The sequence below is a fragment of the Saccharibacter sp. EH611 genome, assembly GCF_009834765.1.
Lineage (GTDB): Bacteria > Pseudomonadota > Alphaproteobacteria > Acetobacterales > Acetobacteraceae > Saccharibacter.
Window position 1 is genome coordinate 1 of record NZ_WVHP01000005.1, and the last position, 22371, is coordinate 22371.

The 22371-nt window shown below is 51.9% G+C and carries 28 protein-coding genes; 5 read left to right on the forward strand and 23 right to left on the reverse strand.

Annotated features, from left to right (window positions below; translation table 11 throughout):
- Positions 1 to 155 precede the first annotated feature (155 nt).
- The 5 genes from GS535_RS03680 to GS535_RS03700 are packed head-to-tail and all read right to left on the reverse strand — an operon-like array spanning position 156 to position 4107.
- The gene (locus GS535_RS03680) at positions 156 to 842 is read right to left on the reverse strand and encodes a DUF2612 domain-containing protein (protein ID WP_160792627.1); all 687 of its coding nucleotides are present in this window, start codon (positions 840 to 842) and stop codon (positions 156 to 158) included.
- Positions 842 to 2077 (reverse strand): baseplate J/gp47 family protein, encoded by a 1236-nt coding sequence (locus tag GS535_RS03685; RefSeq protein ID WP_160799150.1) that lies wholly within the window; start codon positions 2075 to 2077, stop codon positions 842 to 844. The genes GS535_RS03680 and GS535_RS03685 overlap by 1 nt, the downstream gene beginning before the upstream one ends.
- Positions 2064 to 2417: a hypothetical protein gene (locus GS535_RS03690; RefSeq protein WP_160792475.1), complete on the reverse strand. Its 354-nt coding sequence runs from the start codon at positions 2415 to 2417 to the stop codon at positions 2064 to 2066. The genes GS535_RS03685 and GS535_RS03690 overlap by 14 nt, the downstream gene beginning before the upstream one ends.
- A gap of 11 nt (positions 2418 to 2428) precedes the next feature.
- Complete coding sequence (locus tag GS535_RS03695) at positions 2429 to 3040, reverse strand: Gp138 family membrane-puncturing spike protein (protein ID WP_160792476.1); 612 nt, start codon at positions 3038 to 3040, stop codon at positions 2429 to 2431.
- A gap of 2 nt (positions 3041 to 3042) precedes the next feature.
- Positions 3043 to 4107: a baseplate hub protein gene (locus GS535_RS03700; RefSeq protein ID WP_160792477.1), complete on the reverse strand. Its 1065-nt coding sequence runs from the start codon at positions 4105 to 4107 to the stop codon at positions 3043 to 3045.
- Between the two features lie 188 nt (positions 4108 to 4295).
- On the opposite strand from GS535_RS03700, the gene GS535_RS03705 reads away from it, so the two are divergent.
- On the forward strand, positions 4296 to 5105 hold the full coding sequence (locus GS535_RS03705) for a hypothetical protein (protein ID WP_160792478.1): 810 nt from the start codon (positions 4296 to 4298) through the stop codon (positions 5103 to 5105).
- A gap of 16 nt (positions 5106 to 5121) precedes the next feature.
- Here GS535_RS03705 and GS535_RS03710 read toward each other — a convergent pair whose 3' ends face one another.
- The gene (locus GS535_RS03710) at positions 5122 to 5427 is read right to left on the reverse strand and encodes a phage baseplate plug protein (RefSeq protein WP_160792479.1); all 306 of its coding nucleotides are present in this window, start codon (positions 5425 to 5427) and stop codon (positions 5122 to 5124) included.
- Positions 5428 to 5698: 271 nt separating this feature from the next.
- Between GS535_RS03710 and GS535_RS03715 the strand changes: the two genes are divergently transcribed.
- From GS535_RS03715 to GS535_RS03725, 3 genes are all read left to right on the forward strand, one after another.
- A complete protein-coding gene (locus tag GS535_RS03715; protein ID WP_160792480.1) occupies positions 5699 to 6262 on the forward strand; it encodes a hypothetical protein in 564 nt (187 codons plus the stop codon).
- 2 nt (positions 6263 to 6264) lie between these two features.
- The gene (locus GS535_RS03720) at positions 6265 to 7029 is read left to right on the forward strand and encodes a hypothetical protein (protein WP_160792481.1); all 765 of its coding nucleotides are present in this window, start codon (positions 6265 to 6267) and stop codon (positions 7027 to 7029) included.
- A gap of 191 nt (positions 7030 to 7220) precedes the next feature.
- On the forward strand, positions 7221 to 7901 hold the full coding sequence (locus GS535_RS03725) for a hypothetical protein (protein ID WP_160799151.1): 681 nt from the start codon (positions 7221 to 7223) through the stop codon (positions 7899 to 7901).
- Positions 7902 to 7911: 10 nt separating this feature from the next.
- Here the strand turns inward: GS535_RS03725 and GS535_RS03730 are convergent, their stop codons facing one another.
- From GS535_RS03730 to GS535_RS11200, 10 genes are all read right to left on the reverse strand, one after another.
- Positions 7912 to 8478 carry a phage baseplate protein gene (locus GS535_RS03730; protein ID WP_160792483.1) on the reverse strand — a complete coding sequence of 189 codons (567 nt, stop codon included), beginning with the start codon at positions 8476 to 8478 and terminating at the stop codon, positions 7912 to 7914.
- Between the two features lie 7 nt (positions 8479 to 8485).
- Entirely contained in the window at positions 8486 to 10720 is a 2235-nt protein-coding gene (locus GS535_RS03735; protein WP_160792484.1) for a lytic transglycosylase domain-containing protein, read from the reverse strand.
- Between the two features lie 271 nt (positions 10721 to 10991).
- The gene (locus GS535_RS03740; RefSeq protein WP_160792485.1) at positions 10992 to 11492 is read right to left on the reverse strand and encodes a hypothetical protein; all 501 of its coding nucleotides are present in this window, start codon (positions 11490 to 11492) and stop codon (positions 10992 to 10994) included.
- Positions 11493 to 11680: 188 nt separating this feature from the next.
- The gene (locus tag GS535_RS03745) at positions 11681 to 12343 is read right to left on the reverse strand and encodes a hypothetical protein (RefSeq protein ID WP_160792486.1); all 663 of its coding nucleotides are present in this window, start codon (positions 12341 to 12343) and stop codon (positions 11681 to 11683) included.
- Positions 12344 to 12359: 16 nt separating this feature from the next.
- A complete protein-coding gene (locus GS535_RS03750) occupies positions 12360 to 12863 on the reverse strand; it encodes a phage tail fiber protein (RefSeq protein ID WP_160792487.1) in 504 nt (167 codons plus the stop codon).
- A complete protein-coding gene (locus tag GS535_RS03755) occupies positions 12863 to 14389 on the reverse strand; it encodes a DUF3383 family protein (protein WP_160792488.1) in 1527 nt (508 codons plus the stop codon). Before GS535_RS03755 ends, GS535_RS03750 begins: the two co-directional genes overlap by 1 nt.
- Positions 14386 to 14898 (reverse strand): LIC_12616 family protein, encoded by a 513-nt coding sequence (locus tag GS535_RS03760; protein ID WP_160792489.1) that lies wholly within the window; start codon positions 14896 to 14898, stop codon positions 14386 to 14388. Before GS535_RS03760 ends, GS535_RS03755 begins: the two co-directional genes overlap by 4 nt.
- Complete coding sequence (locus GS535_RS03765) at positions 14888 to 15280, reverse strand: hypothetical protein (RefSeq protein WP_160792490.1); 393 nt, start codon at positions 15278 to 15280, stop codon at positions 14888 to 14890. Before GS535_RS03765 ends, GS535_RS03760 begins: the two co-directional genes overlap by 11 nt.
- A 76-nt stretch (positions 15281 to 15356) precedes the next feature.
- Entirely contained in the window at positions 15357 to 15572 is a 216-nt protein-coding gene (locus GS535_RS03770) for a nuclease (protein WP_160792491.1), read from the reverse strand.
- Between the two features lie 173 nt (positions 15573 to 15745).
- On the reverse strand, positions 15746 to 15874 hold the full coding sequence (locus GS535_RS11200; RefSeq protein ID WP_018980334.1) for a hypothetical protein: 129 nt from the start codon (positions 15872 to 15874) through the stop codon (positions 15746 to 15748).
- A gap of 89 nt (positions 15875 to 15963) precedes the next feature.
- Here GS535_RS11200 and GS535_RS03775 point away from each other — a divergent pair, with 89 nt between their 5' ends.
- Complete coding sequence (locus GS535_RS03775; RefSeq protein ID WP_160792492.1) at positions 15964 to 16269, forward strand: HigA family addiction module antitoxin; 306 nt, start codon at positions 15964 to 15966, stop codon at positions 16267 to 16269.
- Here GS535_RS03775 and GS535_RS03780 read toward each other — a convergent pair.
- The 7 genes from GS535_RS03780 to GS535_RS03810 all read right to left on the reverse strand — a co-directional run bounded on the left by GS535_RS03780 (position 16266) and on the right by GS535_RS03810 (position 22258).
- The gene (locus GS535_RS03780) at positions 16266 to 16841 is read right to left on the reverse strand and encodes a hypothetical protein (RefSeq protein WP_160792493.1); all 576 of its coding nucleotides are present in this window, start codon (positions 16839 to 16841) and stop codon (positions 16266 to 16268) included. The genes GS535_RS03775 and GS535_RS03780 overlap by 4 nt on opposite strands.
- Complete coding sequence (locus GS535_RS03785) at positions 16832 to 17218, reverse strand: hypothetical protein (protein ID WP_160792494.1); 387 nt, start codon at positions 17216 to 17218, stop codon at positions 16832 to 16834. The genes GS535_RS03780 and GS535_RS03785 overlap by 10 nt, the downstream gene beginning before the upstream one ends.
- On the reverse strand, positions 17215 to 17721 hold the full coding sequence (locus GS535_RS03790; RefSeq protein ID WP_160792495.1) for a hypothetical protein: 507 nt from the start codon (positions 17719 to 17721) through the stop codon (positions 17215 to 17217). The genes GS535_RS03785 and GS535_RS03790 overlap by 4 nt, the downstream gene beginning before the upstream one ends.
- 11 nt (positions 17722 to 17732) lie before the next feature.
- Positions 17733 to 18719: a DUF2184 domain-containing protein gene (locus GS535_RS03795; RefSeq protein ID WP_160792496.1), complete on the reverse strand. Its 987-nt coding sequence runs from the start codon at positions 18717 to 18719 to the stop codon at positions 17733 to 17735.
- A gap of 179 nt (positions 18720 to 18898) precedes the next feature.
- Entirely contained in the window at positions 18899 to 19543 is a 645-nt protein-coding gene (locus tag GS535_RS03800; RefSeq protein ID WP_160792497.1) for a hypothetical protein, read from the reverse strand.
- 15 nt (positions 19544 to 19558) lie between these two features.
- Complete coding sequence (locus GS535_RS03805; protein ID WP_160792498.1) at positions 19559 to 21274, reverse strand: DUF2213 domain-containing protein; 1716 nt, start codon at positions 21272 to 21274, stop codon at positions 19559 to 19561.
- Positions 21275 to 22258, reverse strand: a complete 984-nt coding sequence (locus GS535_RS03810; protein WP_160792499.1) for a phage minor head protein — start codon at positions 22256 to 22258, stop codon at positions 21275 to 21277. It lies immediately after the preceding gene.
- Positions 22259 to 22371 lie beyond the last annotated feature (113 nt).

A 22371-nucleotide genomic window follows, 5' to 3' on the forward strand; every position in this document is an offset into this window, starting at 1 on the left:
GCCTGCTGCAATGGGTGTGAAGGTTTCTTTGGGGAAGCCGAGAGCCAGTGAGGCGCGGCCAATGGCTGTTTTGCTGGGAGGAATTTGTGTGAGCGTGCCGCTATCGGCCTGCGCTCCGAAAGGGGTGGGGAAGAGTGGGGAGCTGTCGGTTTGTTTCATGTCAGGTGAACCTGCTGGTAAAGGATCGTGACGCCAGACGGACGAGGCAGAGCGCCGCTTTGCTGAATGATTGTCGCATCAAGCGGGGAGAGCGGCCAGCTATGGCAGATCGTCATCGTGCCGTTCGCTTCTGCGAGCGATGTCGCGTCAAAGAAGATGCCGTTATTGAAGGTATGGGGCGTGTCAGCGCCTCTTTTGGCTTCTGAGAAACCCAGATAGTCGTTAGCTGGTGTGCCTTCGGAGAGGTAGATCATCCCTCGGTCGCCAAAGATCAGCATGAGGATACGGTTGATGTCGGCAATAGAGCCGCTGGAGATATTGGCCGCCGCTTTGGCCATAATCAGCCTGCGATACGCGTCATCGGCGAGAGCGAAGTTCTGCGTGCTGGTGGGGCCATTGTAGAAAACCCCCTCATTGAAAGGCCGCGCCGTTCCGGTGCTGTCATTGGCCTCGTCAAAGCCGAGATAGCGCGGTTGAGGGACTTTCTGCACACGCCCCACACCCACGATGCGGCCCCAGACATCCAACCCCCAGCCCTTGGCGGTGTCGATATTCCAGACGTCATGATAGAAGCGCTCGATAAGGGCGTGCGGATCAGCGGCTTGGTTGAAGCTGTCGATCAGCGAGAGAAGGCGCGGAGAATTGGCATATTGCGCCAAGATGGTACTGCGGAGATCGTCCATTACACAAGCCCCACCGTAATCGTTGCCGGGGTGACGGTTGGGAGCTGATTGATGGGCAGGCGCAGGCGCGTCTGGTTCGTCAGACTGTCCGTGTTGAGCGTCAAAGAGAGCACCTCGGCCCAGTCTCCCAAAGCATCGACAGAAGCGGAGAGGCGAGACGCATAGAGGGTGCCACCCATGCGAGCACGGTAGCGACCAGATTGCAGAACGCCCATAATGGCGTTCTGCACCTGCGTAACCACGTCAGATGGCACGCTGTCGGATTGTTCGAGCGTGACAGCGACGGTCACAGGCACGGGCTGCGGTCGGTCATACCGAAAGGTGTAAGAGGGGCTGTTCCCCGCGTAAACCGGGTTCGTGTCCTGCACGGTCACGAGACGGTCGCCCATCGTGGCAATACCGGGCGGCTTTTTGGCAAGGATCGCTTGGCCAATAGCGTTTTCCGTCCCGCCTTCGACAAGCACGTAGAGCGCGTGCGGCTCCATCGCCACTCCGCTAATGGCCGTGGCGTTGCCGCTGGGATTATCCATCACGTAAGCGTCGGTGACACCATCCAGCTCCAGTAAGGCCCCCATCAGAGACGCGTTCTGGCTGCGGCTGTTGGCTGCCACAGAGTTCCGCCGCCGCGTCTCAAAGTCCGTGCGGTTCTCTTGATTGTTGCCGATGATACCCGCTTGGGGGTTGGTGATCGAATCCCATCCGGCAATCTGCTGATAGAGCCCTGTTAAGGTGCCAGCAGGGCAATCAATCGGGCCTGTGACGGTGTTTTCAAATTGGATCGTGACCGTGTTGTCGTGCCCAATCGTTCCAGTCTCTTGGGCGGTGTAGCTGTTGCCGTTCGTGTCCTGCACCACTGTGCCAGCGGGGATCACCGTGCCCGGATAGCCCCGACATAGACCATTGACGATGGTTGCTGATCCAGCACGGCGTTCCATAAAGTAAATGCGCCCGATGGCCTCTTGCAGGACACCGGAAGCCGTTTGTGGATCAATCCCAGCCATGAGCGCCATAAAGGCAGTGTGGACGTCGGAGAGAATGGCCGTTTGCGATACAGCAAGCTGGCTTTGCGGTTTGGCGACAAGAAGGTTCCCGTCGTCATCATAAAAAGAAAGCCGCCCATGTGTGGCGGCTTGTAAATCGGCGATAACGCCTTGGAGAATGTCAGCAGACGATGGCGCTTGATAGCCTGTATCGGTCAAGGCCGGGGCTGGAACCTGGGTGCTATAGGGTGACATGTAAGGTCTTCCCTGTCTGGGTTGTGGCGTAAATCGTGCCCGTGAGACGGCGTGTGTTGTGGTCATAGGACAGGAGCGTATCGGCATCGACAACGCCCGTAACCTTCATAGCCGCATCGTTGAGAGTGGTTTGGATGAATGAGAGATTAGGGCCGCTTTGCTCGTTAAGAAGCGTATTGAGAGAAAGTCCACTGGTCGGGTCATACCAGCTTTCGCCCAGAATGAGCTTTATGCTGTTCCCGATAGTTTGGGCGACAGAGAGGTTCTCATTTGTGAGGGCTAAATCCCCCGTTTCGGTAATGGATAAGTCCCAGTCATCTGTCAGAAGAAGGTCGGCCATGAGCTTTTCCCTTATTGCGGTGGTGAGGTTTTTGATCCCCCAGACTGAACGCCACCGTGTGTGTGGTGATCCAGAGAGATACCGCTGCCTGTCACATCGCCTTTTGCGGTCACAGAACCGTTAACGTGGAGGTCGGCATTGACGGTGACGGGCTGAGGACTGGTGAGCGTAATGCCGTTATCGGGGGCAATCGTGATAACGTGCTTGGGGGCTTTGGCTGTCCAAAGCGTGCGGATATACACGGCATCTTCCCACGCATAGCAGCGGGCTGTGGGTGGAGTGCTCGACTGTTGCGTGGCCTTGAGGCGCGATATGTCCCGATACGCACACACAGCGATGCCAATATCCCCCGGCTGCGGATCAATTTGTAAAACACACTCCCCCGCTTGTTCGTAACCATAGGGGATGTCGTGAAGGGGCGCGTGGGGGATGCCGCGTCCGTCAGTGGTGACTTGCTGAATCATAGGCGCGACGATAAGACGATGCTTTTGGAGGTCAACAGACACAATCTGAACGGGAACAATGATCGTACCTTTCTGCCCTACAGTGCGGAGAATGTAATTCAATCGCTCAACGTCGGAATGGGTCGTGTTTTGAGTGAAGATACCAAAGAGAGAAGACATGGTCAGCCAATCCTTGCACGCGCTTGGTCGAGATTACCCAAATTGGCGAAATACGCCTCTATCTCAGACTCCCACGGCCCATCTGGCATCTCTGAAGAAAGGTGATGTGTTACGGCGCGGACGACATAATACCCCGTGCCATTGGGAAGCGTTTCGCTTTCAACCCGTATGACATCTCCAAAGGACAAAGACGGGCGATAACGTAGCTTGAAGACGATTCCGCAATTATTGAAGGACGGAACGCCAAGCAATCCAGTATGTTTGTTAATAACCTGCTTATCGCCTTCACTAGCAAGACGGCGTTCGACATTAGGCCGGATGCTGAGGGTGCGTCCGTCAATAATATAGCTCGCAAAACCTTCTAGGGAGCATTTGTCGAGCTGGTCGGTATAGTTCCCTGTAAAGTATGGATTGACCAGCATGGTCTCAACGCCATGATTAACAAACCTCAAGCCGAGGTCTTTAGCGATCTTTTGAAAAATATCGGCGACCTTAACGGCTCCCTTGTATGACATAACGGGAGCCGGGATCACCCTAATTGGATCCATCGTGTTCGATTGGATGGCGAGAAACGGGTCGGGTAGAGAAGACATATTCGCAACAGAATTGACGAGCCCCCCTCGGTAAATCAGGGTGGCGATGTCGTTTTCTGCTTCTTTACCGTAAACTTGCTTTAGGCGCTGATTAATTCCATGTGTGTATTTAAATACGTTGTTTCCAGTGATGATACTGTAAAGGCGGATTTCTACAGGGTAGTTGTTATCGCCAACCTGAAAGATCATCCCGTTATTGCCATAACCCGCGACAGCACGGAGAATGTCCTGCGGCGGATTATAGACACAGATTTGACTTTCTACACCGCCTTGCTGTCCTGAACAGACGATCTGCGCTTCTGTGCGAAAACCCTCCATGAGGATCGTATCACCCTCAAGCTCTGAAGGGGCGCTGTTCCATTGGTGGTAGTCCACCTTCTTAGTGCCGGGTGGAATATAAAGTTCCACGGCAAGGCGGCGCTTTTGGAAGATCGTGGTTGATAGCCCTCTGGATTTAAGAAATTCGTCTGACATAAGTGTTCTCCTAATGCACTCCCAAGCTCGAAAGCTTAGGGGTGCGTTTCGTATGTGTGTTGAAGGTCGCGCAATGCCTAGCAGAGTTACTCTGCCCCGGTGTGCGCGGCTTGTTTGGGGTTAGTCTTCCCACTTGCGAAAACTCCCATCTCCGCTATGGATGGAGAGAGCAGAGAAGGAGCAGAAGAATGAGAAAATCACTATTAGCCGTTTCGCTTCTAGCTTCGGGCCTTTCGGGTGTTGCTCATGCATCGGGCGCTCTCGTTGATGATGTCTGGACGCAAAGAAGCCAAGTCAGAACGGAAATGGAGTTTCAGGCTGCGGGGTTTGACCCTGTCTCTGCCCATTGGGGAGCGTGGGCTTTCTTTCATCAGCCCTCTTCACAATGCGCTATCTTAGATGGCTTTGTGAAGATGAATGTGGAGGGGAAAGGGCTTCCCGGCGCAACAGATAACCGTGTGATGATTGTTCAAGACAGGCTATGTACCCCGGCAGCCCTAAAAAGATCAGCACAAGCCCATAGACCGGCCAATGATTACGAGAAAGCCTTTATCCGTCAGCAATGGGGTGTGACGTGGGACAAATCACAGAAAGCGATTAAAGACGAAAAGCAGGCCGAGGAAGATAAGAAGAACGGAGTAGTTGTCCCTTATCTTTATCCCATGAAATACCCTAGCTCTCCTTGTCTAGCGGAGAAGATACATTATCCAGAAATCGCAGAGCAAGAGAGTGATGAAGATGCCATTAAAGCTGAGTGCCATATTCTAAAGAAATCAGACCACATGTGGCATGCTGAAAATTGCTCTTTTGTTTCTTCTGCAGAACAGGGCAGGGAGACGAGCGCAGAAGTTGTAGCGGCGTTTAAGGAATCAGCAAAAGACTATATGCAGCGTGTATGTTGGGCTGATGAAAATCGCCCATCCTTTGTTGATCTAAACAAAGGAACGAGCGATGGGATTGTAAATATTAATTATCAATTAGGCAATCTAAACAACTGATGAGTATTTTAGCGTCTCAAGAAATCTCTGTGTTAAAAATAAGTTCCCAACGCGTTCCTAAGCCTGAAAGTTCAGGGTCTGCGTTTCCTTGTGTGTCGTGAAAGTAAAGATCGCCCGGTAAGGCTGTTCCAACGCGCCGGATAATCGGCGTATCGTTTAGGCAAAGCCGACCAGAGCACAGCGTGTTCCCATTGAGCGTAACGCTCATGAAGAGGCCGTATTGAGGCCGCCAATCGAGATCAATGGTGCAGGATTGGCCGCTCAATGTAGCGGTTACTGTCTGCGGTGCCGTGGCAGAAAGTGGGATCGTATAAAGGCTCATCCCCATACACCAACCCAGACGCGATCTATGGGTATAAACTGTGCGAAATCGTGAGGCATAGTAGGGATTCCTACGGTTATAAAAAAAGCCGCCCCGGTGTGGAGCGGCTTGTGATGGCAGTTTTTCGTGTTTGTTATTTCACGAGATAGCGTATTCTCAACGAGAGTGAGAGTTTTAGCGCAGGCTAGCGAATCATAAACAAGACCTATATGAGAAATAACAGCTAAGAATACGATTAATTGCGTGCATCCATTTGAGCGGGAAATCATCCATGCCAGCCAATGACAATTCTTATTCAGATGATATCGCTGACTTCTTGAACAAAATATTGAAGTGCGAAAAACATATTACGTCCCAACCTGAATGGAAAATAGATCATGGTTTTTGGCGTTTCTCCTCCCTGTTGTATCATAATAATGTTGCGTTAGAAGGCATTTATTTGTTCGGACGAGCAAGGTCTAAGTATACAGAAGGCGACATCACGCTCGGATTGAACGGTAGAGTGAGACCCTTTCCCAGAGCAAAAACATTTGAACGCTTTGATTGGCGGCCTAATACTTCCCATAACAACCAGAATATAGGCCCGGTAGATTATCGTTTGGAGGATATTTCGGGGACACACCGCCATACGTTGGAATTAAATAAGAAACACCCCAATGGGCTAGAGTATGCCCTGCAATATAATCTGCCCATAGCACTTCCTTTCTGCGAAGGGGCGGATGATTGGGATAAAGCATGCTTGCAGATTCTAAAAATTTGGAATATTTCTGGTCTAGGCAAGCTGCGTCATCCTGATGACATTAAACACCTTCCACTTTTCGGTGGGGAGGAATGAAAGTGAATTTTCCTACAAACAATTTAGATCTTAGCACATTAGGTGAAGAAATTGCCTCAAAAATGAGCCGCTCCTTTCTTCAAAAAGGTCGTATTTTTATCGAAACTCCCTTTTTGTTCCCATCGGGTTCATACTTGGTTATTTCTATTGAGCCCTTTCCCGGCAACAGGTTCAGGATATCTGATAATCTACAAGGGTATGAAGAGATTGGGAAAGAGGAAATGGCCTCTTCCTACCTGTCGCATCTGAGAAATTTTGCACATGTTTCTGGACTATCTACGAATGGTGCTGAATTGTTTCTTGAGGTAAAGGGTGAAAAGAAGCTCAAAGGTGCAGTTTGCGCTTTAGGAAGCAATGTTCTTAGGGTGGTTCAACATACTTATGCACTCTTTGAGGAAAAAAGAGGGAAGCTCATAGAGAATATCCTTTTGGGTCGTCTTGGGAATATTTTTGGCCCAGACAAGGTGAAAAAACATGAAAAAGTAATGGGCGCTTCGACTCATAAGTGGAAGGTGTCGGCTTTGGTTCAACACGAAGGATCACGTATAATTTTTGATACTGTTTCAAACGCAGCTGTTTCTATGGCATTTGCGTCAACTAAATTCACTGATTTAGCATCAAGTGATCATGAATTTTATAATGTTGCCGTATTAGATAATAACAAGAAATATGGCGATATGATTAATGTCGTTTCCCAGTCTGCTAGCATATTAACAGTAAACTCAAATGATAATGACTATTTAAATGCGACAAAGATGTTGCACTAGCTTCTAACTTCCCTCCCACTTGCGAAAACTCCCATCTCCGCTATGGATGGAGAGAGCAGAGAAGGAGCAGAAGAATGAGAAAATCACTATTAGCCGTTTCGCTTCTAGCTTCGGGCCTTTCGGGTGCTGCTCATGCATCGGGCGCTCTCGTTGATGATGTCTGGACGCAAAGAAGCCAAGTCAGAACGGAAATGGAGTTTCAGGCTGCGGGGTTTGACCCTGTCTCTGCCCATTGGGGAGCGTGGGCTTTCTTTCATCAGCCCTCTTCACAATGCGCTATCTTAGATGGTTTTGTGAAAATGAATGTGGAGGGGAAAGGGCTTCCCGGCGCAACAGATAACCGTGTGATGATTGTTCAAGACAGGCTATGTACCCCGGCAGCCCTAAAAAGATCAGCACAAGCTCATAGACCGGCCAATGATTACGAGAAAGCATTTATCCGCCAGCAATGGGGTGTGACGTGGGACAAATCACAGAAAGCGATTAAGGACGAAAAGCAAGCAGAAGAAGATAAGAAAAAGGGGCCTGTTGCTCTTCTGCCGCCGCCTCCCTCTGTCTTATATACTATGAGATATCCCAATTCGCCTTGCTTGATAGTGAAAATGGAATATCCAGAGGAAGAGGAAGCGGCCTCGCTGGAGGGTGAAGTCGATGCTAAGTGTCACTTTGTGAAAAAAGAAGATCATATGTGGCACGCTGAGAACTGTTCTTTTTCTTCGAAGAACAAAAACTTCAAGGCATCGGCGAAAGACTACATGCGGCGCGTTTGCTGGGCCGATGAAAATCGCCCATCCTTTGTTGATGTACAGAAAGGAGCCGGGGATGGCGTCTTTCACCTTGATTATAGCCTAGAAAGTTCTGATTTTCGCTAGCTTCCAATTCCTACTTCCTAGGAATTGGCTCTACATGGCCCATATTTTGTTTCTCCGCAAAGGTTCCGTCTTTGTGTTGGATGACTTTTTTCCCGGTTGAGCGTACTTCTTGAAGCGTTAGATTGACGATCAATAGGTCGCAGCCAGAGCGGGCCTCTCTTTTATAATCATACCCCACTAATGTGACGGTTGAAGATGTGTGACCAGGCTGTTTTAGAAAAAGAATTGAAGCGTTCTCGAGCTGTTTCTCAAGTTTCCCAAGCACTTTCCCTTGATTGCCCGCCGTACGAAGAGGATCGCGCATGAAAACGAGATTAAGCGTCCAGCTTTCGGGTTTTCGAATCTTATTGTAACTCTGGAACCCTCCGTCTTCGAGCGGCGTTTGGGCCGCATTAGCAGAAGCTGTCATGCCCATTCCTGTGATTCGAGCCTGAGGGAAAAGTGGTTTTAATGCACCTGTATCCTTATCCTTAAAATACAGCCCCCATTCATAACCGAGAGCTTTATCCAGAAAGCCACGTCCAACATTAAGGCCGGTCGCCAATGCGCCGCCTTCTAAATTGCCTAAAAGCCCCATAAAAACCTCACAGTTGATTGCTGTTCCATGAGGTGGGATGCCTCATAGAAGTTGATGCGACGCGTTGCATCTGTTGTTGGAATTGTTGCGGATTATTGGCCCTGACGGTCAGGTTTTGAATCGTCATCGCGACCTCTGACCGGTTGTGATGATGAGCGATATGTGGCCTAGAGGTGGCCATTTCCGCGCCCATCATCGGCCTTTGCACGAGGTGGTTAGTGCGAAGATTGTTCTCAGCACGCGGGATATAGTCTTTGGTTTCTTTCCTAAGATGGTCTTTCCAAGAGACCCCATACTTCTTCACAACGTGGTTAACGTTCCCTAGCCCCCAATTATAGGCGGCAAGCGCTTTCTCAAGGTCATTATGATAATATTTGAGGAGGTCGAGCAGCATATGCTGCCCGCCTTGCCATGCTTGCTGTGGGTTGTAAGGGTCTTTTACGCCATACTGTTTTGCCGTTGCTGGCATGAATTGCAGGAGGCCTTCAGCGCCTTTACCGCTGCGAGCGAGAGGGTCGCCACCACTTTCCGTCATCGCAACCGCACCCGTGAGGCGATCTATGTCCTTAGGGTCAAAAGAAATAGGTTGGGCGTTAGGAGGGGCCTGAGAGGGATCCTGCATGGTCGGTGAGGGAGGGGGGATACTTTCTTGCGGTTGCCTAGGCGTGTTTGCGGGTTGAGCGTTCTGATCAGGCAGAGGCTGAGGTGAAGGCGTCTTAGGAGCGCTTTGCGCATCTGGCTGTTTAGCCGTGGGTAGCGACTGAGGAGGGGCTGCCTTGTCGCTGGAGATAGACGAGTGGCTATTCGTTTTTCCTTGCTGCCGTTCGCGCTCCATGAGCGTGCGTTCGCGATCTAAGTCTTCCCGCGTTAAGGGGGAAAGCGTTTCTAAGACGAGGCTTGCCCATTTCGGATCGCCAGAGCGTGTTTCATAGTGCTTTTTAGCGTCTTCGTCGGAGATATGGCTCTCTTTTTCTGTTGTGCCTTTAATCTCCTCTACATGAGGGCTGAAAGGGGTGTAGCCGCCATAACGATCATCCCAGGGGCTATGTCCCGTTTCCTCTCGAGCCTGTTCAGCCACCCAACCGACACCGCCTGCAATGGCGGCGCTTGACCCGACAGCAGACCTTATGACGATAAGACCCAATGACCGAAGGGTGTTAAGCACCTTCAGAACAGGCGTCAGCGCCATGAAAGCAGCGGAAAGTCCTGTCACTCCAGCGGCAAGAAGGGCTGCATCTTTCACCATGTCAGGGTTTTTCTGGGCTAGCTCATCAAGGCTCACAACCAAGCCAGAGAGTTCATGCACGAAAGGGTTCAGGTCTCGTGAAATTGTGCGGCGGAGATGGCGTGTTTGGGATTCAAGATTGCCGATTTCAGCGGCTGTTTTGAGGTCTTCTGCCTCGTTCATGTCCTGCGTGTTTTCGTAGCCCTTTGCGTTGGACTCACGGAACTTTTTTGTGTCCAGAGCGAAGGCTGTATAGCCGCCAGAGGTCAGGCCAGATTTTTCAAGGCGGTAGGCAATATCAGCATTTGTTAAACCGTAGTGACGCATTGAGCTGATAGCATATTGCACAGCATCTGCGTGATTTTTGATAGTTGTAAAGGTGTTAAGATTAACGCCGCGAAGTAAGTTTTTATAAAGGTCGTGCAACTCACCATCATTACGCATCTTTTCCCGCGCATTAGCCCAAACAGAAATAGAGCTACGGGCTTCCTCTTTCGTGGCCATGCCAGAGATTGAAGCGCCTTCTTCTTCAGCGACATTTTGACGGTAGTTTGTGCCCGTTCTTGTTGCAAAGGTGCTTTCATCCACCCCTTCCTGAGCCGTGCTCTTAACGGCATTATAAGCTCCTGCAAGGCCTGCCCCGCCAATAGTAATGGAAGCAATCGACAGGAGGCTATCACGCAAATTGCTAAGGGCGACCCCACGCTCTTTAATCATCCGCATCTCTTCACGATGCCGCGCTTGAGCTTGCTTCTGGGCCAGGGCTTGCTGCCTTTGTGCCGCTCTATTGGCTTGGGCATCTTGCTTGTCCATCTCACGCAAGGCTTTCGCGACCTCTTTAGGCGAGGCCGAGAGGGACTTAGCGAGCGCTTCTACCGTCTTGTCCCCTTCACGCGAGGCATGAATAAACGACGCAAGGAGCTTCTCGATCTCATCCTGAACTTCAGCCGATCCGCCTAGAAATAGCGAGGGGTCAAGGCCAATGCTCAGGCCGGCAATGCTTGTCTCTTCCGGCATAATATTCTCACAGTGAAGGGGGGGAGGAGTATAAAAAGCCGCCCGGTTGAGGGCGGCATAATGGCGGTTTTGTGGGGTTGTTGACTCTGAATGAGGGGTACGCTCTGCTTTTCTGTGAAAGGATTATTCGATGAGCGATGAAAAGAACGCGCCTTCAGAAAACGTGCAAGCTTTAGCAGATTCCCTCTTGGAAGCGGGGACAGTTGATCCACGCAACAATCCAAAGCCTCGTATTATTAAAGCTATGGCGATGGATAGTATGCCCGAAGAATTAAGAACCCCAAGCTATGATACTCGCAATGGGGGGAATAAGAACGAGTAAGACCCATGTGGTTTGAAGCAATAGCCTGTCTTTACAAAGCTTTCTCGCATTGAAAGATACGGTTGCTTCAATAAATTGCGTGAAACGTCTGATATGGTCTTGTTTGGTTAATGGCATTGGGTTGACCTTCATAACCGCGTTGAAAGCCTCCGCATTAACAGCCTTTGTTCTAAGGGAAGTGGGATAGAGACCGGCAATACAAAAACACGCGACAACCGTATAGCCGATGCCAATCAAGAGGCAAGCGCGCGCATGATGCGTGCCAGAAAATGCAGCCGTATAAAAAGCTGTGCATAAAGTGATGGTGAGGGTAAGAACCGAGCTTAAGCGTCCTTTAAGCCGTTCATGGGCAGACATCACTTCCTTATAGGCCTCTTCAGCAGAGGCATATTGTGTTTCAATGAGCCAAAGCTGAAGCTCACTGGGCTTATTATTTTCGGAGGTCGTCACGTCTTATGTCCTCTATTTGATGGAACGCAAAGGTTCTTAAGGCTACCTTCATTACCGTGTTTGCTTTTGTGCTGCTTTGTAAGCGCGGCGCTCATTTTCAGCTTGCACGCTGGCGATTTCCAGCATGTCATAGAGGTCTTTTACGCCATAAACCGTCTGGAGTTCGGCAAGTGTGGCGAGCTTGGCGGTTATGCACGCGCTGATGGTGCGGGGGACGTTGCGGGTTCCTGCCCAGTCATGTGGGCGGCTAGTACCATCCGCTCGGCAATCGACCGGGCGGCGGGTGTAAAAAAATCCGCATGCAGTCCAAAGGCTTTAGCACGGAGCTGGGTAATGGTGCGAGCATCCATTAACGTGGCGCGGGCATAGTCAGAGACACGGCCATCTTCATAGACAGGATGCCATTGGCCGTCCTCATCCTTTAGCTCACAACAGGCCATCAAGGGCGCTAGAGCGGCATTCTGCTCGCTGGGGGAGAGCTGAAGAAAGATACGCAAGCCCAACAAGGCCGCGAGGTTCATAGGAGAGTCTTCGCGTTTGTCGATGGTCTTGAGCTTGGCTTCTTCCGCCCGTTCACGCTTGACGTTCTCTACGACCTCAGCGGTGCGCTTGGAAGTGCTTTCTTTGGGAACCTGCACAGGCTCCGGCTCCTCGTCCAAGAAGCTCTCTCGTAAGGCAGAGGCCATCATTGAAAGCAGGGGAGAGTCAGGGCCAGAGATAGAGCGAGCGACCAAGCCAAGGGCTTCGCGCGCCCATTCTTCGCAGCTGAAGGCATCCATCTCGGTAATTTTGAACATACGGCCTTTATCCCGCCCAGAGCGGGGAGACCAGAAAAGAGAGCGTCGTGTCATGATAGGGGATTTTCTTTTAAAGAATCGGCATTGGCGTGCAGGACGAGAAGACAAAGCCATATTTAACCGGGGCCTGCGTCTTGCCATGGTCGGGCATGGGCTTTGTGCGAACAAACGCGCCATCTGAGAGCACGTATTTCATGCCTTGCGCAAAATTGGTCAGGGTAGCGCTAATCAACAGCGTTTCTCGGCCGCGATTTTGAGCGGCGGCAAGAGCGGTCAGTATCTTGGCCGTTGGAGAGTCAGCCATAAGCTGCAAGTCCAGCGTGGCTGTTTCACCGCTGGCAATCCAGCCGACGGCTAGCGGGCCGCCATCAATGGGCTTGAAGGTTTCAACCATTTCTTGCTCATTGACGTTGAACATCATGTCCGCAGAGAAGCGTTCCACTTCGATGGGAGCGGCGATAGCGCTCGCAATGGGAGCCAGGGCCGTGTTGAGGCTGGCAAGACCAGACGAGGCGCGCCAATCGCCAATATTTAGCACGAGTGTGCTGTTTGCTGAGGTGACGGAGTGAGACATTACTGAACCTCAATCGAATTAAGAGAAAGACGCTGGACAGAGCCGCCTTGCGTGTAAAGGACGGTGACAGGGACGGTCTGGCGTTTGCCACGTATGGCAGGGTCTGCCTTTTCCATCGCCACAAGCGTGACATAGCCCGCCGTTTGCAAGGCTTGCAGCGTATTAGCGCCAAACTCAGAACTTAGGGTGAGCTGCTCATCTTCGGAGAGCACAACGCCTTGGGTGATCAATCCGAAATTGAGGGCGTCTTGAATGGCCGGTAACAGCACCGCTTCAATCATGGTATCGCCAGCGCGTGTGTAAGGGATGGATTGCGGCGCCCTTAGACGAACAGACAACAGATGCTGCATGCGGCGGTTAAACCAAATCTGTCCCATATAGGCATCAGCCCAAGCGAAGTCACCCGAGACAAAACCGGCTTGAAGCTGCGTGAGATCGGTATCATCAGGGCCGGTATAATCCCCGACATAATTGATGCCTTTAGCCTCTAACGCTTCAGCAATAGCGCGGTCGGTTACGGTGGCGATGAGGCCAGACGAGGTGCGGCCCGCAAAGGGAAGCATGCCGTTCTTTTGCGTAAAATCGACGGACGCATAAATAGAAGAGACAAAAGCCGGGGTCAGCGGGTCGTTATTGAGGCCAAAAATGCCGCTATAATGGGCTGCGGTGACCGCGTCATAGGCAGTTATGGCTTGGTTCAGCGCCGAGGCCGTCATGCCGTCGAGTGCACTGTCATGGAGAATGCCCATGCAACTGTCGTTCTGGCTGTTGACCCAAGCCGCGAAGTCTTTGTAGCGTTCTTTAGGGTCAAACGCACAGAAGAAGCTCGCCCATGTCGGGTTATAAGCCCGGATGAGATCCATGACAGCGCCGACAGAGGGAAGAGGCAAAGCAGGCGTCACCACACCGCCCTTGGCTGGGGAAAGCCCTAACGCATCGGCAACCGTTCCGGCTGCTGGGGTGATGCTGCTCAGCGGTGGTGAAGACGCCCCTTCTTCCAAAGGTTGAGAAGGTGCGGTGATAACAAAATTCGACAGCCCAACATTCCACGCAACAGCTCCACCGCCAGAAGGGAAAAGGTCTGTGCTCAGAGTATGCGCGGCATCAGAGAAAGACTGGCAGCCTGACAAGTCCACCGGGACGTTCAGAACCGCGCCGTTGACAGACAAGGACAGCGTGCCCTTGACCTGCTGAAGAGCATGGAGCGTCATTCCTGCCAATGATCCTCCCCAAAGAGAGGCTTGGATGGGCGTTGTAAGGTCTGATGGGAAATGAGCCATCGTCAGCACAGCAGGGCGGTTTGTGGCCCCTGTATATGCGCCAAAATAGAGCGCGGCTTGCTGATATTCGAGCGTATTCTTACCCAATAACGTACCGACATCATCAGCATTGCTAAAAGAGAGTGTGCGGCCAAAGGGAAGGTTAGGGCTCTGTGAAAGCATGAGGCCGTAGAGGTTGTTTTGCCCAGCTCCCGTCTGGACGACAGAGGGGTGCACAGAGACGAGGGCGGAGAGTGGAATACTCATAAAGGGTCTTTCGTGGAAATAGGGCCGGGATAAAGGGCGGTGTCTTCAGCGTAGGTAACGCGCTGGTTGGCTTGCAAAGTAAGATCAACCGTCCAGCGCTCTTCGTAATCCTGTGCTTCATTGATGAATTGCACTTGCTGGCGTTGCTGCGCATAAAGCGGGGTTAAGGCAGGGAAGTTGTGGCAGAACCAGTCGCAGGCGTGTTCGTCGCGCCAAAGAGCGGTGATAATAGCCATACGGTCGGCCCCACCTTGACCGTAGCTATCAACCTGCACGGTGCTTTGGGTGGCTTGCTCTACGGTAACATGCCCATCGACAGAGCGAATGCGGCTATTGGTGGCGATGCGATGAGACAAGCCGGGATTAATCACGACAAAGGGCGGCTTGGGTATCTCAACATCGTTTTCTTGAGCGAAAATCACCGGAATATCTGCGGGTATGAGGGAGCGGAGATAGCGGAAGACAGCGCGTTGCACGTCTTGCTGCGTGCCACTGGTGCTAGTCTGCATGTTGTTCTCCTGCCTGTCGCAAGGTCACGATGACCTTCCCCCAGCCATTGAGAGGCCAGTTCTCGGGAACGGAAATGATCTTCCATGTTTGGCCCGCGATGATGAAGAGATCACCGCCTTTCATAGCGAGCCGTCGTGCGCCCATTGCTTGTCCGTTGAGATAAACGGCGCGGCTATAGGCTTGCTGATTGAGGCCTTCAATATGGCGTAAGTCATGTGAGGTGAGGGCTTGCACTTGCCCAATAATGCGGGTCTCTTGCCAATTCGACGAGCGTTCCCCCGTCTCCATGTTCTGGATCGTGCCCATATTATGACGCCATATCACAGGGGTATTAGGACTAATGCGAGACGTCGCGGCATTTGCGAGAGAGCGGAGGTTCATGAGTGAGCCTATGGAACATAAAAAAACCCTCCCGGTTGAGGGGAGGGTTCGCTGAGATTCTTAGTGTGAAAAGACGCTATTGTTTATCGGCATGTTGGTGGCGTTCTGGTGGTCTGTGAGCCTCCATAAAAGACGCACATGACTCAAGCCATTGAGCGACGTCAAAGGGAATACTGACAGCGCCACGTGCCCATTGCCTCACAGTGCCTTCACCACGCCCAATAATGCGGGCAAAGCCTCGCTGTGACCAATGGAACACATCAAGACATTCACGGAAACGTGTCGGTGTCATGAGAGTCTCCTTATGTAGATAGAACTTTTATCAGGCCGTATAAAAAACTGAGGAGGGCGACAAGGCCAATCATCCACCACAGGCGGCTGGGCCGTTCAAGAAACCAGTTCATGCTGCATCCTTTGCCGCAAAAGAGTTAAGGATATGAGGGGAATTTCTTCCCCCCATACCGCTTAGTGATGAGATTTTATCCATGAGGCAAGCCACACCCCAACGTCCTTTGCTGTTTCAGAAACAGTGCAGAGCGTTTGAATGACGACAAGCCAAAAGATGATTTCATCACGCTTAGGGGATTTGCTCATAAGCAACCTCCTTTTATGTTGGGCTTCATTGCCTCAACAGGTCTTTTATACGCAATTTGGGTATATCGTTCAATAATAAGAGGCACGCGATGAGAACACTAGGATATGTCACTCCAGGCGATGTATTGCGGGAAGAATTCTTGGAACCGCTGGCCATAAGCGGCCGCCAGCTTGCTCGTGACATTGGCGTCGCGCCAAACCGAATTTCTCAGCTTCTCAAGGGAGAACGCTCTGTGACGGCGGAAACGGCGTTATTGCTGGCAAAGCGTTTTGAGACGAGCCCTGAGTTTTGGCTTAACTTACAGAACAGTCATGACCTCGAAAAAGCGCGTGACAAACTTTCTGCAAGTGGGCTTTCATTCCCTGAATGGGGGCCGCATAGCAGCGTCCTTTAGCCATCCTTCCCCGGTATGCCTGGGCGTAAGAAATACGCAATGCTGGAGAGCATATAGCCACTATCTTGGAGCGGTTTTGCAGGCATGCCCATCTTTAATGCATCGGCAGAATAAGAGCGCTTTTCGAGCCGTTTGCGGATTGTGTAGGTTGATAGCTCGGGAGAGTTAACAGCGTTGATGGAGGCTTTCAGATCAGCTTTCATCGTAAGGCCGACGCGAAGGAGGATTTTCTCGCCCGTCAGGCTTTTATCCGTGATGGCTTCTTTCACACCTTGAGCCAAGATATAATCCCATTTCGCTTCATGCTGGGCCATGCAGGGGCGCAAGAACGGACGTGCGGGAATGAGCACCGTGCTTTTGCCTTTCATATCAGGTGGGGCTGGAACAATGCCGCCATATTCCTGCAAGAGCGCGATAGGGGCCACATATTTGCCATCTGGATAGCGGCAATTCTGATCCCACCCCACTGTTAAGGTCGCTTCTTTGGGGAATTGCTCTCTGAGCTGCTGGAGTTGCTTCTTGAGCTTTTCAAGGCCACTCACATCCATCCCAAAGCCTGATTTTACGGCCATAAGTACGCATCCCAAGCAAGCCCAACGGTTTCGTAGAGCGGGCCGTGAAGGTAACGCTGGATGATCTGCCATGCCATCGCGCCAAATTGGTTCTGCATCAGGAACTTTTCGGTTCCGCTAGCGTTCCCAGATTGGAGCGACTGAATCCCCACCCCGACAGACCCTTCATGAGCCGAGGTAAGGGAGCCCACCATTCCCGGCTCTAAGGTGCCGCCTGTCTGACCTTCCTCCGCGCTTGGCGTCGCTGTCACAGCATTTTGCACCAGCACGAGATAAAAGGCCGTCAGGTCATAGAGCACCTCTTGACGGTCATCCATATCCGAGATGATGGACGCGGGTGTATTATCCACAAAGCGCTCAGCACGGCGAAAATTCACCGCAACCTGCTCATCGCTTCTAAGATATCCATCGTGTCAGCGTCGCTCGTGTTGGGGGCGCGGTTCTCTTCCGCTCGTTTTTGGGCTTCTTCAGAGGCGCTTTCGCGATCATTGGGCAGGCGGCGATCATGCGTGCGCATCCCCTCCAATTCCCGTCCAATGCTTTTACCGTCACGTTTTTTCTGCACCCTGCGGATCACACCGTTCACCAATAGAGGATGGCCCGCATGGAGGGTTTTAAGGGCCTCCCAGTCTTGATCAGCGATCTCTGTGAGCATGACAGCATCAGGGGCGGCTTCCCCATGATCACGTATGCCAATGCGACGCTTCCCGTCCGTATTTTTCACGACATGCTTAACGGTCATGTTTGTCCCACGAATGATAATCTTGCGTGTGCGACCATGATCAGTTCGTGGGGGCTGTGTGGAATGTGGGTCAAAAACAAGGGGAGGAGAGATGTCAAAGATGACATCATGAAAGGCTTTGCTGACAACGAAGGCCATGAGTGTTTCCTTTACGGTTGTGTAGGCGCTGTAAGGCCCGTCATTTTAGCAATGAGGAAGGGACGCACCCCGAAGAAGCCCGCCGTTTGGGCATACACCTTTTGACTGTAATGGGTGGAGTGGGTTTCAATCCGGCCTTCTTGATATTTGAGCTGATGGCCGCAATAGCAGGTCTTCACGCCCTGATATTCTTCAATAATGATCGCAAGAGTAGCGCCGCGCACGGGGTCATCAAGCTCTGGAAGGGCGACAATCTCCCACATGCCTTGACCGAAGAGCGCGTCATATTGCTTGGCCATGTCAAATTGATATTCATTGGTCGTGCCAATAATATCGTTCTGAAGGCTTGTGCCGATCAAGATTTTCTTCTTCAGATTGCGCGACTGTGAAATATCAATCATGCTCCCCGATTGCTGGAGAAGTTGATTGTAAGTACGACGCACGTCCTCGAATTTTTGATAGCCGTTCTTGTCTGTCCACAACACGATATTCCCACCGCTTCCTGGCGTGGTGGCATCTTTCCAGACAGCGGGCGTGATGGCGGGGGGCAGATTTGGATCGGTGAGGAACCCATAGGTTGATTGCCCTGAGAGGCCATAGAGAGCAGCCTCATTGAGGAACTTAGCCATGGAGAGAGCGGCTGACTTGCGCTTGTCTTGGATGAGATTGAGGCGAGAACGTCCTGCCATGTCCGTCTCAAAATCGCCATAAACAATACCGGTCATTTCACGGCGTGTCTCTCTCTGATCGTAATCATAGTTGACGTCTGAAAGAGGGGGCGGTGCAAAATCATCATAAGCACCGCGTCTGCTGACCTGTTCAGCATTGGCCCATGTAATGACACGGTCAGTGGACGACCCAATAATGCGTTCCCCAAAAGCACGCCCAGCATTCATCGCGCCGTAAATAACATCGACAGTTTCGGGCGAGACATATTGAAGGACAGAGAGCAGCCAGCCATTGTTGTTAGCCGTTGAGAGGCTGCCATCAGGAGGCAATGTTGGGGCGCCGTTGTTGCTGCATCCCCAATTTTGGCGCGTGCTCCGATAAGATGGATAGGCGCGTTCTGAGGAGCCCCAACAGGCGTTGCGTTAAAATGAACGCCCGTTTTAGCGAACACATCCAGCGCGTGCCCGCTCTCAAAGACTTTCTGAAGATTAGGATTAAGAGACATGGTTTAAGACTTTTTAGACGTGGAGGAGGAGGCTTTGGTATCTGAAGCATCATTCTGCGCCGTGGTAGAAGAGGCTGCTTCTGTCATGGCGGGCTGTGAGGCTGTGTTTTGCGGCGCTCCATTGGGCTGCGGAGGAAAGGCCGCGTTATTGGGTTGCACAGCAACTGTGCCGTAGCCGGAAATACTGACAAGGGCTCCCACTTGAGCTGAGGCGGTAAAGGTGAAGTTTGTCGGCACGGCATTGGTTGTTGTGCTCGCACAGACAGCCCCATTGGTCGGATCAACATAAACGCGGCTTTGGGCCGTAACGGGGGCCGTTCCCCCAACGACAGCGTAAAAATCCCCGCCATTATAAAGCGTAGCTTCTTGCCCAGGGAGCAGCCCGTCCACTGAGCGGGCGAGCCATGTCGTGATCACACCCGTCCGTGTCTTATGAAGGAAACCGAGAGGGCTGCCCGTGCCAGAATTGAGCAAAGAGCGACCGCTTGGATCAGCGGGGTTTTGCCATGCAAAAGCCCCTATAGCGAGGCCAGCTTTCCCTGCGCAAAAGCCGCCATTGGGGGCTGTGACGACATTGAGCGGATTGAGGTTCACGCGTTGCCCCGGCGTGCCGATAGGCTGGAGCAGTGAAACTGTTTTTTGTGCCATGATAAGTGTCTTTCTTTAGCTGAGAAGCTCACGAGCGAGGGTCTGAACAGTTGCCGTTCTTTGGGAGCTTTCAGCGCTGTCTCCTAAATGTGCGGAGCCCTGCTGGCGTTGCGCGGCGAAGGATCGAAATGTGCTTTGTAAGGCCTCTTCTGGGAGAGTATCCGCCCCTTGATAGCCAAGGTTAGCAAGGCCAACACGGTAGAGATCAGCCGCGCTATCGCCTGTTTTACAGCCGTGCAGTCGTCCGGTTTCTTTTTCCACATCGTCGCGCGCTTCGTCCGCTTGTTTGCGCCTTTTCCCCTCTTCTTCTCGCTCTTTTTTGCGTTGTTCCTCGGCTTCACGGCGGATTTCTTCTTTACGCTTCCGCTCTTCTTCATCTTTTGTTTTGGATGTGTCTTTGTCCGTTTTCTTATTCTCAGAAGCGGGAATGCTGCGGGCTCGCTTCACAAGCTCTTGCGCGTCTTCTTTTGAGAGGTTCCGGCTTTTCTCTAAGTGAAGCGCCACAGCCTCTGGGTGCATGTCTTTATCGAGCAGGTCTTTTGCTTCGAGACGCGCCGCTTTCATGCGCTTTTCTTTGTCATCTTCCTTCTCCTCCTGCTCTTTACTGGTGCCTTCATCATGATGCCAACCGCTGCGCCCATGACCGCCACCAGAAATGGTATTCGTGGATGTCCCACCAAATAGGTCATTTTGCGTATGTTTATATCCGGGCGCATCCCCCGTTTTGCCATGAGCTTCATCCTGCGTCATAGCGCGTTTAGCCGCGTCCGTTAGGCCCATATGCTCAAGGCATTCACGAACGTTAGTCGGGTCTTTATCGCCCATACGGCGCAACACATCCCGTGCTATACGCTCTTCTTCTGCATGTTTCTTTTTAGCGTCTTCATCCGCCATAGCGGTGTCCTTTTTCGTGAAAATTTGGGTGAGAACGTTTGATAAGCGCTCTAGGGTATTGAGCGTTTTCTCGTTCACAGCGTTCGGTGAGGACTTGGACGAGACGGAGGCCTCATCCTTTGTCGTGTTGTTCTCTTTGGATGTTGGATTGGGGCCGTTCTTGGCCTCTTTAGTGTTCAACTCTGCAAGGGCTTCTGTAATCTTCGCACGCACTTCATCAGCGGGTGTATCAGGGCAGGTCTGGCAGAGAACGTGTATGGCAGTTTGAAAGTCCATCATGTCTCCAGTATCAGCAATTTTCGCAAGGGGGCCTGAATTCCCCTCATGATTGACGCGCCCAACGGTTACGAGTGCGACATGCTCAGGGATGATTTTAGTCATTTTCCCGTCATAGGGACGTCCGTCGGGGGCTGTTCCAGGGGTCATTGTGATCTTTGACCCATACCCAAGGGAAAGCTGTTCTTTCTTTTTTGTTTCAATGTCGCGGATGGCTGGGCCGTTCCAAATGGTAACGTTGATAAGAGCAGCATCCCCTTGCATCTCAGGCTGGTCGCCTGTGGCGCCGACCAGCTTATCCTGAGCGAGGTTGTCGGCCGTTTCAAAATGATGACCGTCCAGAATACGCAGGCCCCTCATCGCGGGCAGAGCCGTTTTAATCACGTCAGGCGGCCGATAGATGCGATATATTTTGTGGGGGTCTAACCCTGGAACGGACAAATCTTTGCCGAGATACTCATCGACCCCAGCTTTCGTTATGACAGATTTCCCAGCATGCAGGGCATTAATGGCATCTTTCCAGCGCGAACTCGGAGCCGCGTCGGCTATGTTACTAAGCATCTAATCAAATCCTGGTATATGTATGGAAAACCAGCATTTACAGCCCATTTTCTCACCCGGTCGAATGTGTTCGCCATCAATGCAACACCCTTCTGACAACCGGAAACGTGTTCCATGGGCTGCCACATGGCTCATGCGCGGGTGGGTTTCACCCCCTGCGACATGACCCCAATAGGCTTCAACATCTGTCCCCCATGCTTCGAGAGCTTGAGCAACATTAAGGCGGGCCGTGATGGCGCGGTTTTGATCGCGGGCAATAAAAGCTGCGCGTTTACGTGTGACCCCATAATGATGGCGCAATGACTGTTCCAGCTCATCAAGGGGCCATCCATTGGTGAGAGCCTTGTAAACGTCCTGAACCACGCGATTGTGAAACTGCTGCGGGATAGAGCGAATAAGGGCGACATTCTGCTCAACAGCCGCTTCTTGGATCGTTTTGAGACGCTCTTTTCCCTCGCTGGTGCGATCAGAGGGCAATGAGGGTAAGGGGCCGGGCCGGTTATTGCGCCATCCGACCCATCCTTCCTCATGCCGTCGCCCAACATTGCGCAACGCTTGCGTGGCCGTATGTTCTTGCAACGCGTCGAGAGCTTCTTGTTCCTCTTGCTCTGTTGGCGATGGGCCAAGAGAAGGGAGAGGACTTGAAGGTGGCTGGTAAGACGGTACGTCGAGCTCTTCATGATACCGCGACAAACGAGCCACGCGGGCATAGCGCCTCAAGACACGCCGTACATCATGCGACTGACGACCAACGACAGCGTCAACAAAATCAGACGCTAGCCCCTGGCTTTGCGTGTCAAAGATATGTTGCCATTCCCCAGCCAGCCGTTCCAGCACTTGGCGTGCCGCTGTTACGGTAGGATTGTCAGAGCTATCAGCAAGGGATGTTGCGCGTTCCTTCTCTTGATCAAGGAAATAATGCGCAGGATAAAGCGGCATGAAAGGCGCTTCATACGCACGATCATCATCCGGTGAATGTGTCATCGTTCGTTCCCTCAAGGGGGGGGCTTAATAAGCTTGACGATTGGGAAGATCGGGGGATAGGATTAAAGACGTAGCGGGTGAATTATCCTGTAATCTCTCACCTCGGCCCGTTT